Below are 12,942 nucleotides of genomic sequence, written 5' to 3'. Positions count from 1 at the left end.
TCACGGGCGTACCCCGAACTCCTCCGCAAAGGACTCGAATCCGAAGGCTACGATGTCAACGACTCAGACGACGAATAAGACGCTGGAAGCCACGCTCGCACCACCCACTCGGTGCAAAGAGCAACGCCTCCAGCAAACGCTGTCCGAATACCGAGACGCACTCAACCACGCCTTCGAGCAAGACTGTACGACGATGAGTGCCACGAACAACGTGGTGACGCCGTACGACCTGCCGTACCAAGCGAAAGACGCCCTCAAATCCTACGTCCCGAAACTCCACAACACGTACAACGCAAACGAATTGGACGACGACCACCCGCTCCGCTTCGTGAACCGAGCCGGAAAGTTCGACCGTGACACCTCGCGTGAGTACGAAATCTGTTGGAACGTTCCGCAACCCGGTCGCGGAACCAACTTCTGGATTCCACTTCGACTGAACCCCGAGCAAGAAGAACTGTGGGGCGACCTTCTCGATGACGAGTCGAGTACCAAGGTGGGCGAACTTCGATTGCAGAAACACCGGAATACGTGGACGCTCCACGTCACTGTTGAATACGAAATCGAGGACACCTCCGAACTTCCCGAGAACCAGACTCGGGTTGGATTCGATATTGGCGAGTCGATGTTGGTCACGGGCTGTGCCCTCCAACACGACACTCCCACGAAACCACTTCTCATCAACGGGAAGGAGGCCAAACGAATCCGCAAGGAGATGTTCACGACACTCAAGCGACTCCAAGAGCGAGACGCCTCCGAGTGGCGTATCGAGGAGCGATTCTCGTACTACCAGAATCGACTCACGGACATCATCGAGAAGGCATCTCGTGAGTCCGTGGAGTACGCTCGTCAGTTCGAGAACCCCGTTATCGTGATGGAGGACTTGGCGTACATCCGCGAGTCGCTGGACTACGGGAAGTATATGAACCGACGCCTGCACTCGTGGGCATTCGCTCGATTGCAGGGACGTATCGAAGACAAGGCGAAGGACGCCGGTATTCCGGTTCGATACGTCCACCCACAGTACACCTCAAAGACGTGTCACTCGTGCAGACACATCGGGTATAGACCCCGGCAAGCCGAGTTCAAGTGCAAGAACCCTGAGTGCCACGTATCGACGTTTCAAGCTGATATTAACGCGAGTGCGAACATCGCACGGCGCGTAGACCCGTGGGGAGAGAGCTTACCAGTGAAACAGGTAGGCGATGACTCGCCACAGGACGGGAGCGGTTGTGACACCGCCACGACTCAGTGTGAGCAGAGCGAGACACCCTCGCAGATGAAACTCACAACGTTTCAAGAGTCGGAACCCACTGCCAGCGATGACTGACTGGCATTCCCACCGTGTGGGAAGCCCCGTCGTTTACGACGGGGAGGATGTCACATCGAGACGTGGACCCTGACTTCGCGGACTTACTCGCGAATGTGCAACATAACGGCGTTGAAATATACGCCATCATGACCACTCTTGAACCACCCCACTACCGCTTACAGAACAACAATCTATCAATTAAGATTAACTAACGGTAGCTTGGATGAGAATTGATTACTGTGGACTGGTAATCTCTGTGCAAACTAGACTTCTAGATCATACTTGCGAGGATCGGACAACACACCAGAAGAAATCCGATTTGTTTCTCTCAGAGCATTTCCGACCGGATATTGAGATCTCTTAGCGGGTCCCAGTATCATTGCCGCCGGATAATCATCAGTCCATTGACCGTATCTCGCCTAATCCATGACATTAAGACTCGTAGAAACGTAAGCTCAATCTATCAGAATGAACAGCTCAGATGTCACCTAAGGTTCTGAACCTATGGCATTTGATTATTTCTCGATGTGAACGTGAGAACGATATTTTCAAATTGACGACTCCCCCGCAACAGTGTCTATGGAGCGATTGTATGTTTATCCTGGAACGTACGGTATCATCGGGATTGTAATGTGAGGACCAGCAGTGCGCTCACTTATTATCGGAGATTGGAGTCTTCCAATACTGCCTCCGACAATAGGTGGCTCCGGGATGTTTATTGGCGCTGTCTATGAATCGGTCAAGACTGACTCTGATGAATTCTCTATTTCTACCTGGAGGCTCTTCATCGTAAATTCAAGGCTGATACCCCGAGGCTTGACCTCGGGGAGGAAGCCGACAGCCACCTAACACGATGATATTTGTGACCATTGCTCCACAAAATAAGTATAGTGACTGGGAGCCACAAGCGTTCCCAGTTACGGGCTGCCAGTCAACCAGCCCTCGAAGTCGTGGTCGATGAATCGTGAACGCCCAATTCTCGGAATAGAGTAATCCTGAGCAGTTTGGGTAAGACGTGGGAAGTCCACCGACAAGCCTCGGAGTCGGGGCTTGACCCCGAGGCAATTGACGCTGGTCGGTGCTGTCTGTCTATGTATTCTCGGGATACTCCTCTCTGTCATGTCCGAAGCATGACACGGGGTTAATTACGCCAGTATATGTATACTAATACAAGATGGACCCAGCCGTGGGATGAAATGAGTAAGCGTTCGCTGAGTTTGGCTCTTAACTGTGATTACATGTACATGAACAAAAATGATCACCGAAATGAACTACTCGTCAGCCAGCCCTGGGTTCAAGCGTATTAATCGAGTCACTCCAAACCCGAATCGATCCGTGATGTCTATTCAGCGTTAATACACTATTTTTCACTGAACCGGAGTAAGATAGCTCGCAAGTTAATATTAGTATCCGAAATATATTATTTATATTTTTAATTGTCCAATGGTGGCTGGTCTGGGGTTGATGATGCATCATTCGTTCTCATTTTCATCTGCATCTATTGGTTGTGGATACGAGGCTAACCGATTGTGGTCATTGTATACCGCTGGATGTTTACTCCAATGAATGTGATCTAACCCCACTTCCCTGCCGCAAAAACGCGTATATCTCTACTGAGGTGAAGCCGAACAGGTATCGACTCCAAGTAGCGTGTACAGTGGACAAAATCCCGTCATACTAGTACCTAGCATTACCAGAGAGATGATGCCAAGTACAGGTGATACGACTGCCGGAAGCGAGACGACACTCGCAAGTGTTGCTAATGATACCAGTCCTGCTAGTGCGCCGACTGATACACGAGCGGTACGATCCATGGAACCAACGTTATTGTTCATCTTCAACCTGTAATACGGGTGCCAATCGTAATAATGTGTTGATTGTACAATACACAAACTATGACTATTAAACCGACAAAACATCACTCAAGATAATTGAATGGATTATTGAGTCTGTTGACATCCTCCGGCGCCTGAAGACGCGGGCATTCTCCTCGTATCCTATAACAACAGAACCCTGCACGACCAGCACAATTCAAATAGTATAGTCTGAATGACTGTCTCAAATGATCACGAAGTAGCGAGGCGAAAGCAGATTGAATTCATAGATTGTAGGGACGATTATCACACGGTTTAATTCCAAAATAATTGATTTAGTATAGTTTCACCCTAGTAAATCAATGATAGCTTTTATCAATTAATTTCAGTCACTGTACATTACATTTTAGTATGAATAGGTTAACCGACGCTATAATGAAAGTACGGCTGTTATAATATTTTAATAAAATATTCATAAATCGAAGAATCACTAGTATTTGAGTGATATAAATTCAGCGTTTTGTTGATAATTCAAATATATTCATAGTTTCATCATATGGTCTGAATTGACAAACACGGTTACTAAGTAGAGAGAATAATGCAGATACTTGCAGTTATAGATTGAACAGGCGCGATCCCACGCTGTTTCCGGTGCGGCGTGGTGTGGATACACGCCGTCAGACGAGGACGGGAGTGGGAAATTCCCGAGCTGTTTTTTGCTCCAATATCGTATATTGATACCTTGGCACGTTGGTTACGACCCCAGCGTAACCGCATGCCCGACAATCAGGGGTTCGAGTGTGAGTGTGGGTGTCTGTGTCCGCCTAGACTGGAAACAGGATGTGCCCTCTGAGGAATCAAATAACAAGCGACAGGGATTTATCAGCGTCAGTAACTCCAACTCCGAGTCTGAGTCTGGTGAATCCGACCACTGATCCTGTGGCACACAGAACAGAACACAACGCAGGAACGCGTTCTTGGATGAGAAGACGAGAGAAGGGGGGGTGTACTCTCAAGAGGCTGCCCCTTGCCCTTGCCCGGTTGCACACCAGTTCGGACGGCGTGTGAGCTTGGCAGTCTGTGAGCCTGCAATTCCCAACTCAGCTCAACTCAGCGGTGCGGTCCCGTGGCGTGGTATTCCCGCGTCTTTAGACACAGGAGGATGTCAAGTCTACAATGATAATATCTTGAAACTCGAGTGTCTTAGCGGACGTATAGATACCCCTACAGACGAAAGGGTAGATAGCTAATAAGCAAATCTCAATATCTGTTAGAATCAGTTCGTCTAAAAAGCGAAGATATCCAGCTTGTGATCAATAATTTGTGCTAAATCCGGATTTAGTCTAATGAAATGTTGATCGTTTTTGTCTGGGTATAGTGGTCAACGGCTTCTTGACCGATCTCCCGACCGATACCCGATTGTTTGTATCCACCAAACGGCTGTCCTGATGGGAAGTCATTGTACGTGTTCACCCAAATCGTTCCAGCTTCGATATCCTTAGCACATTGATGTGCTTTCGTGAGATCTTCTGTAAGGACACCGCCTGCGAGTCCGTAGTCAACGTCATTCGCCAGCTCGATCATCTCATCATAGTCATTCCAGGTAAACACTTCTTGTACCGGTCCAAATATTTCCTCCTGGACTGCACGGTTGTCATGGTCAATCTCTGAAATAAGCGTTGGAGTGACGAAACAGCCGTCTCCAAGCGCTTCATCATCCGGGGCGTCTCCACCTGAGACGACTTCTGCACCTGCATCGCGTGCCTCCTGAATATACCCCATTGTCCGCTCGACTTGATCAGCTGTTACCTTTGGTCCGAGGTCTGTTGACTCCAATAGCGGGTCGCCAACTTCGATATCATCTGCAGCTTCAGCCAGTTTATCCATGAATTCGCTCTTGATATCCTCGTGGACGAATAGTCGTGAGCCAGCACAGCAACATTCACCCGTATTAAAGAAGATAGCGGTAATCGTTGTCTCGACTGCACGATCAAGATCTGCGTCTGGGAAAACAACAAGTGGTGACTTACCACCAAGTTCCAGTGTTACATCCGTGATCGTGTCTGCGGCTGCCTTCATGACAGAACGTCCGACCTTTGTTGATCCGGTAAATGCTAGTTTCCGAATCCCATCATGCTTGGATAATGGCTCTCCTGCGTCTGTTCCAAATCCGGTAACGACATTGACCGCTCCATCAGGAATTGCGTCGCCTGCTTCTTCCATCAGCTTCAGAATTGAGAGTGGTGTCTGCTCTGCAGGCTTGAGCACAATTGCATTGCCTGCTGCGAGCGCTGGTCCAAGTTTCCATGCAGCCATCAGAAGTGGGAAATTCCACGGGATAATCTGCCCAACGACACCATACGGCTCCTGAAGTGTCTGGACGTGTCGAGAGTCATCAGTATCAACTGTCCGACCCTCATGCGACCGAGCCATTCCGGCGAAATATCGGAAATGGTCAATGACAAGATCAATATCGATCCGTGCCTCAGTAATTGGCTTACCATTGTCCAGTGACTCAAGTTGAGCGAATTCTTCTTTTTTGTTCTCAACTCGATCAGCCATTGTCTCTAATAATGCTTGTCGGTCAGCTGATGACATATCAGAAACACGTTCATCATAGCCCTCCTGTGCTGCGTCGACTGCACGGTCAATATCTGCGGCTACACCGGCTTGAACTTCAGCCAATGTTTGCCCTGTCGTTGGATCATGTGTTTCGAATGTCTCTCCGGATGCACTCTGAGTCCACTCTCCACCAATATACAGTGACCGATGAGTTGGCATTACCTCATTTGCTGCCTGTTCGTGTCGTCTATTGATTGCTGATTTACGCTCTGCTGTTGATTGCGCTTCATTATCAGTTGACATACGCATATAATTATTATAATTATTAATATTAAAGGGCTTTGCCAGAGATATCAGCCGCGTGATGGAATCGCTACGAGGAGCACACTCACGAAGGCGACAGTTCCAGCTAACGGGTGAATCACAACGATAATCGAAGCATAACCAATGATCGTCCACAGTACGCCGGTGATCTTATTATTCGTACATAGGTATCAGATAATATATAGTAATTCATCTCGGTCACCAATCGAGTCGAATTCAGCTGTTGATATAATAAGTGAAGATATTCATCGTAGATTGCTCAGGACCAACTCCCATGGCAGTCGCCTCAGCAGTCTGTAAGACGTGAATGATGGCTATACCAAAGGATTAAGATACAAACTGAGAAACTGTCCGTACGTGATAACGGTGATGTATAATGATTGATGTTAAAGCAAAAATAGAAGACGTCAGTTATGCTCCGATGTTATGTCGAGATTTAAACACATACTCCGCTGAGAGTTTCTATTCTGGAGACGCGTTTGATGATAGCTCATTTCATATCGATATAGACGAAAACAGCTATGCAGTAAGTTGGTGGGTTTCACCAAAGAGAACAAGAAGCTATCCGCGAGCACGAGTATATGATACGTATAATCATGCGAATAGAGTCACGATACTCCCATTGGTAAAGGACGAAGGCAAAGACGGAGACAGAGATTACCTGCAATGGGATACACTTTCTCTGATGAGTCTTCTGCAGATATACGTCATAGTAGCTCCATATAAGTACGCCGAGAAAAATGAGACATATGATAATAAAATAACTAATCAGACGTTTGACCAACAGTATATCAAAGATAAATTTCAAGAGCTGCAAAATTACCAATCGGATGCGTTACACTGGAACTTACATCAGGCATCCAATCTTGACGAAGTAGCTGAGCTGAGTGAGGAATATTATTATGATAAAATATCCTCTGAAACAGAGGTAGAGATGCACTCGCGGAGCTACTTTGAGAGGAGAATGAATAGTATAACTGAGAAAGCTGAGGATTTCAAACAAAAATCAAGAGGGCTCGCTGAGGAAGCACAAAATAGGGAATCGTTGACTCTTCAGCCAAAGGAGAGTGTCAAAGAAGATAAGGGCAGGATAACAATCCAAGATCATCTTGGTGGAGAGTATTACTTCACTACTGATGAAATAATGATCGAAGATGATGAGGTGTTCCTAATAGAGAAAAAACATACTACAAGGACGTTCCCGAGCACTGCTGATATCAAAAATGGATTGGTTCGAATGATGTTGTTCAAGAATCTTGATACAGCTATGATAAATGGAGAACTCTATGACCCCGTTCCTATTCTTGGCGTGACGGGAAGTGAACTCAAAGGCTATACCTCTAATTCTGATAGTATTGAAAATAATTTAACATCAATCTCAGATCGGAAAAGAGATGAAGTCGATTCGTTGCTTCAGGAAGGAAATGAAAATGATTTCACCGTTATTATTTCTGAAGATACCGAGTCTGTCGAGAAAGATCTCTATAAGAGATTCAAAACCCAAAGATATTGATTTTTACCCTTAGTTATTCAACAACATGTCGGATTTACTCATCATGAGTGAGCTGCCGGCTAATTTCACGTTGAATATTGTCATATATGAACTTTTCTGATAGATATTTCGATAGGAGCCCTTCCAGTGAATTCGTACCCAATCATTAGATGTCTTCCAATGTCATCTGTGAGTTTTCATCTATTATCCTGTCTTTGGCGTATTCAACGTATTCTTGCTGCGTCTCAAAGCCAGTAAACTCTCGATCCAGGTCCTGTGCAGCAAGGAGGGTTTGACCACTCCCCGCAAAGATATCCATGACCGTATCGTCTTGATATGAGTAAAGTTCGATAACCCGTTTTGCAAGATCTCGCGGAAACGGAGCGGGATGCTCATTCTCTCCAGGAGCTACCTGACGGATTTTCCAGACATTTTTTGACTTCTCACCCTGGTAATCATCAAGATCTATTTGATTTTTCTCTTTTTCTTCTTCTGTCCGATCCCAATAGATATTGTTTTTATCATTATTATCAGCCTCTTTTTGAAAAACAAGAATATATTCAGCAACTACTGACGGATAATAGTATCCTGGATATGGATTCTGCAGCAGGACGCCAGATCTCCTATCCTTAGCAACAGGTTTCTCCCAAATAATGTCTTCTTTGAATTTCCAACCAATATCTTCCATCCATCCAACAAGGTGAAATGGTAATGGTACTCTCTCATCCTGCCAATGGACAGGTGAGATGTTTATAATTGTATGTCCGCCGGGCTTCGTGACACGAAATGCCTCCTCAAAACGGTCAATAAGAAAATCTTGATAATCATCATATGACATCTCCTCACGCTCCCAGTGATCCGTGTTTCCCTGGACTTTTTCGACATGTTCCTCATAGTTGACAGCATTAAAATACGGAGGTGAGGTAAATCCAAGGGTAATGGAGTTCTCAGCGAGCTCTCTCAGCCCATCGAGACAATCCCCCCTGTAAATAACGCCATTAGAGAGTTCATAATCTTGCATCTATCATCGTATCTGATGTTCCCGCAAGTATAGTTATTATGATGGCATGAATAAGTGCCTAAATGAGGGTATGTCAGTCGGTTGATTAATATGTTTGAGTATACTAACAGTTTCTCGTTTAGGCTCGCTTTTTCATTTTCAGTATGGTCATAATGCCACTTGATACCATTGAGAATTTATCCAGCATATTGCTATCGATATCGTCACTAGTATATTATCCATAGTAATATTGATTTACACTATAGTGGTCGTATGACAGCGATCAATATTGGTAAGATATCCTCAGTTAACACTACTACCGCGTCTTGATTCGCTACTATCCAGTCGACACTAAGAACTTTTATCGATCAAACAGTGCAGCAGCTTTCATTGAAGAAAGTAATTACTTTCATAGGCGTTAGTATAATATGTGAAGAACATACATGTATTAATCATCATGGAACTCAGCAGGCGGTCAATCATACTCACCGCAGCAAGCATCGCTGCAGCGGGTGCCGGGGTTACTGCTGCTGATTCGGGGGTTGAAGAGAGTGTTGAGGGGAAGAGTGATGTGCAGGCTGAACAAGCGCTGACAGTGACTGATGTCGGAGTATCCGGAGACACTGACGCTGATTTCACCCGAGTAAATGATGACAATACAAGTTTCCAGACTGCAGTCGAACTCAACAACGGTGATGAGGTTCGACTTAGCCCAACAATTCAAAACAATGCTGCGGACAAACTAAGCGTACAGATCAAGATTAATACATCAAATATAATTGATGTTGCTGTTGGACACAAAGCCGACCCGACAGGTGGTCCAGGTACAGATAATGATGCTAATGTCAATGACGCAAACGCAGACGATGGAGCAGTCAAGACCGACAAAGGGACATTTGTCCTGAAGATTCCTGGCGGTGGATCCAGTACTGTCCTTATTGACGCCGAAGTCGATGATACAGCAGACTCTGGAGCGTACAATATCGGTGTCGTAATCAACCCACTAAGTAGTGATAATTAGTCATATATCCCCAGATTTGTTATTAATTTCATATTATTGATCCATAGATACTGACCAGCGGGCAGATCAAAAAGTCGTTGTCGGATCATCAATGAGGATGTTGTCATTTGATGCTGTTAGTGTGCTTTTCCGACGTGTTTTGACCAGAGTTCATTGTATAGCCCATCATCAATTTCAAGTAGATTCTTATGCGTGCCCTGTTCGACAATATTCCCATTATCAAGCACAAATATTCTATCAGCATTTCGAATTGTCGAAAGTCTGTGTGCAATAATAATTGTTGTTCGCTCCTCTGTTGCTTCCTCAATCGCCGTTTGTATTTTACTTTCTGTAATATTATCGACGTGGCTTGTCGCCTCATCTAAGACGAGAACCTCCGGGTCAGAGAGAATGGCTCGCGCAATAGCAACGCGTTGTTTCTCACCTCCTGACATTCGGCTACCGGACTCACCAAGATTCGTGTTGAGACCATCCTCCATTGTATCGATTGGTCCGTGTAGTGCAGCCCGCTCGATTGCTCTTTCAAGTTCCTCTTCAGTCGCCGAAATATTTCCATATCGAATATTATCTTCTAATGTTGAATCAAAGATGTATGGTTGCTGTTCGACATATCCAATATGTTCTCGAAGACTCTTTGGATCATACTCAGAGATATCCTTACCATCTACTCGTATCGTCCCGGTATCAACATCAATAAAACGTAATAATAATCGGATGAATGTTGTTTTTCCCGACCCCGATCGACCGACCACGCCCACTGTTTCTCCGGGTTGGATCTGACAATCCACTGGACCGAATGCGAACGGTTCATCCTGGTTGTCATCAGTATCGGATTCATCGTTTGCCTCATTTAATTGCGTAAGCGGGTCCGTTGTATCAAATGAGTATGAGAAGCTCGCATCTTCAAATTGAATCTCCCCGTTAATCCGATTAAATTCGTCATCAAACTGCTTCTCGTCCTCTGTTTGTACTTGGATAATATTATACACCCTATCAGCGGAAGCCTTCGCATCCTTGTACTCGTCTACGTACGAGCGAAGACTCGTTGCAGGCTGGATTAGTAGTGTTGCATTGGTGAAGAAAACAGCCAACTCCCCGGTAGTTAATGGTTGGGTAAAGAACAATGGTGGACCATTGATAACCCAAAATGCACCGGCAGATAAGACGAGAAAGCTGCTAAATCGTGATGTCAGCCCGAATACCTGTGCGTAAGATAACCATGTTTTTGATACGGCTAATCGCGTGTCTTGCACGTTTTCTGATACCTCTTGTACTCGTTCTATTTCTCTATCCTCCGCAACATATGACCGTACGGTGAGTATGCCTCGAATACTAGAGGAAAGTTGTTCAGTAAGAGAGGCTGAACTTTTTCTTGTTTCTTGATATAGTGGTTCAATTACATTATTAAATCTAAACGCATACCACCCAATAAGCGGGACCGGCGCAAGCAGAAGAATTGAGAACTGCCAATTAAGAGAGAATAACACAATACCAGTCGTAAATATATTGACTATATCATTTGAAACACCAGAAAGGACGGTTCGTGGGAGGTCACCAACTTGCTTGACATCTGATTCAATAACACTGAGATATTCACCCGAAGAATGCTGAATAAATCGTCTTGGGTGAAGTTCCTGAATGGACTCATAGCAATCTACACGGATGCTCTTTTGAAATGACTCTTTGAAAACGTCCCAGAGATATCCTGAAATAAATCGGAAGACTGCGATCAAAAATATTGCAATGAAAAATACGATACTTACCTGAGTTGTCCTATCCTGTGCTCTGGAAGAGAGCAAAGAATCAGCAAACGGAAATTGTGATTGTGTCACGCTGGGGTCGATAACCTCAATCACTAGCCCGAACGCGATTTGTGGGATCTGTGTAAGCGCCGTCCCAATCGCGCCAGAGATAACAGCAATAAGGATATATTTTCGATATTGTGTCCAGTGTGAAATATACATCCAAAATACAGAGTTTCGCCCTAATCGTTCTGAAAGATTTCGCACAGACATACAGATAATACGAACGAAGTGTTCCTCGCCGAAGCATCTTCCTGCTGTTCTGCAGTAGTGAGTATCTTACTCTTCAATATAATTGCTACAGAGACAGTAGACAGCCTATCTCAAGGGTTACCAGGGGTAGTTCATACTGGGTATATTTTATCCTCACGACGTAACCAGTACACTTCATATTCTTTGTAGCAGTCCTAGCAACCCAGTATCTCATACAATCAAGCTCTTAAATAGACCTATTTTGGTATGGTTTAACACTCAATCAGGCTTAACCAGATTGTGTCTGCTTTGTTGAGTACTGATTGGGGCTGATTATGTCGACAGAGCGCAATACTTCGAGGACAGAAGAATTTTTCAGTTTCACTAGCCCGGAGAAATGATAATGAGATGACTGTTTTCAATCAGGGAAAGATAACAACACTCTCATATTAATTGGAAGGACTAATTTTGTTGATGTCGACGGAAATTAATTCTGAACTCAATGGGCAAACCGCAATCGTGACTGGTGCATCATCAGGGATTGGAGAAGCAACGGCTAAGACACTTAGTTCCCGGGGTGCAAATGTTGTCCTTTCTGCTCGTCGTGAAGATAATCTGATAACGCTAGCTGAAGAAATCGAATCAGCAGGGGGTGAAGCACTTGTTGTCCCGACCGATGTGACAGAGGAAGATGATATTGAATCACTCGTTGACACCACTGTTGATGAGTTCGACTCAATTGATATTCTTGTTAACAACGCAGGTGTGATGTTACTCGAACCGGTTGAGCGAGCCGATCGTTCTAACTTCAGACAAATGATTGAGGTGAACCTGCTCGGATTGATGAATCTCACTCATGCCACACTCCCAATCATGCAAAAGCAAGATGCTGGTCATATCGTGAACGTCTCATCAACAGCTGGTCGGCAGGCAAGCGCAGCGTGTTCTGGATATAATGCAACGAAATTTGGAGTGAACGCGTTTACTGAAGCCACCCGACAGGAGGTCACAACAGATGGCATTCGAACAACGATTATTGAACCGGGAGCTGTTGATACCGAACTTCAAGATCACATCCCTGATGAAGAGATCAAACAACAGATCGAAGAAGGACTGATCGAATCGATGACACCGCTTGAAAGTGAGGATATTGCCCGTGCAATCGCCTACGCTGTGACTCAACCACAGCACGTGAACGTGAATGAGTTGTTAATTCGACCGACGGATCAAGAGCGATAGCGGATTCAATACTAATACAAATAGAAATTCATCACAGCCGAGAGATAGGAACGAAAATATGGAACGTGTATCGAACATAGCTAGTTCTGAGACGCTGAGCAGGATATATTTTCGAGTTCATCTATGATTTTTTGGATATTTTACAGAAAATCGAGGCGAATGCCACAGGGCTTGATCCCGAGCCAAT

The 12,942-nt window shown here is 45.1% G+C and carries 8 protein-coding genes; 4 read left to right on the top strand and 4 right to left on the bottom strand.

Features of this window, described 5'->3' with window-relative positions:
* The first annotated feature begins 52 nt into the window (after positions 1–52).
* Positions 53–1,327, top strand: a complete 1,275-nt coding sequence (locus tag J07HQW2_RS15225; RefSeq protein WP_021056525.1) for an RNA-guided endonuclease TnpB family protein — start codon at positions 53–55, stop codon at positions 1,325–1,327.
* Positions 1,328–2,919: 1,592 nt separating this feature from the next.
* Here J07HQW2_RS15225 and J07HQW2_RS19170 read toward each other — a convergent pair.
* Positions 2,920–3,123, bottom strand: coding sequence for a YgaP family membrane protein (locus J07HQW2_RS19170; RefSeq protein ID WP_343122486.1), 204 nt, complete (start codon positions 3,121–3,123; stop codon positions 2,920–2,922).
* Between the two features lie 1,338 nt (positions 3,124–4,461).
* Positions 4,462–5,988 carry an aldehyde dehydrogenase family protein gene (locus J07HQW2_RS15220; RefSeq protein ID WP_048075334.1) on the bottom strand — a complete coding sequence of 509 codons (1,527 nt, stop codon included), beginning with the start codon at positions 5,986–5,988 and terminating at the stop codon, positions 4,462–4,464.
* A gap of 397 nt (positions 5,989–6,385) precedes the next feature.
* Between J07HQW2_RS15220 and J07HQW2_RS15215 the strand changes: the two genes are divergently transcribed.
* Positions 6,386–7,522, top strand: a complete 1,137-nt coding sequence (locus J07HQW2_RS15215) for a hypothetical protein (protein ID WP_021056522.1) — start codon at positions 6,386–6,388, stop codon at positions 7,520–7,522.
* Positions 7,523–7,667: 145 nt separating this feature from the next.
* On the opposite strand, the gene J07HQW2_RS15210 is transcribed toward J07HQW2_RS15215, so the two are convergent.
* Positions 7,668–8,522, bottom strand: a complete 855-nt coding sequence (locus tag J07HQW2_RS15210; RefSeq protein ID WP_021056521.1) for a DNA-methyltransferase — start codon at positions 8,520–8,522, stop codon at positions 7,668–7,670.
* 409 nt (positions 8,523–8,931) lie between these two features.
* Here J07HQW2_RS15210 and J07HQW2_RS15205 point away from each other — a divergent pair, with 409 nt between their 5' ends.
* Positions 8,932–9,522, top strand: a complete 591-nt coding sequence (locus J07HQW2_RS15205; protein WP_021056520.1) for a hypothetical protein — start codon at positions 8,932–8,934, stop codon at positions 9,520–9,522.
* Positions 9,523–9,638: 116 nt separating this feature from the next.
* Here the strand turns inward: J07HQW2_RS15205 and J07HQW2_RS15200 are convergent, their stop codons facing one another.
* Positions 9,639–11,537, bottom strand: coding sequence for an ABC transporter ATP-binding protein (locus J07HQW2_RS15200; protein WP_021056519.1), 1,899 nt, complete (start codon positions 11,535–11,537; stop codon positions 9,639–9,641).
* A gap of 453 nt (positions 11,538–11,990) precedes the next feature.
* Between J07HQW2_RS15200 and J07HQW2_RS15195 the strand changes: the two genes are divergently transcribed.
* Entirely contained in the window at positions 11,991–12,755 is a 765-nt protein-coding gene (locus J07HQW2_RS15195) for an SDR family oxidoreductase (protein WP_021056518.1), read from the top strand.
* Positions 12,756–12,942: the final 187 nt, after the last annotated feature.

Source organism: Haloquadratum walsbyi J07HQW2 (assembly GCF_000415985.1).
GTDB lineage: Archaea > Halobacteriota > Halobacteria > Halobacteriales > Haloferacaceae > Haloquadratum > Haloquadratum walsbyi_B.
This window is presented reverse-complemented; position numbering and strand designations above follow the sequence as displayed.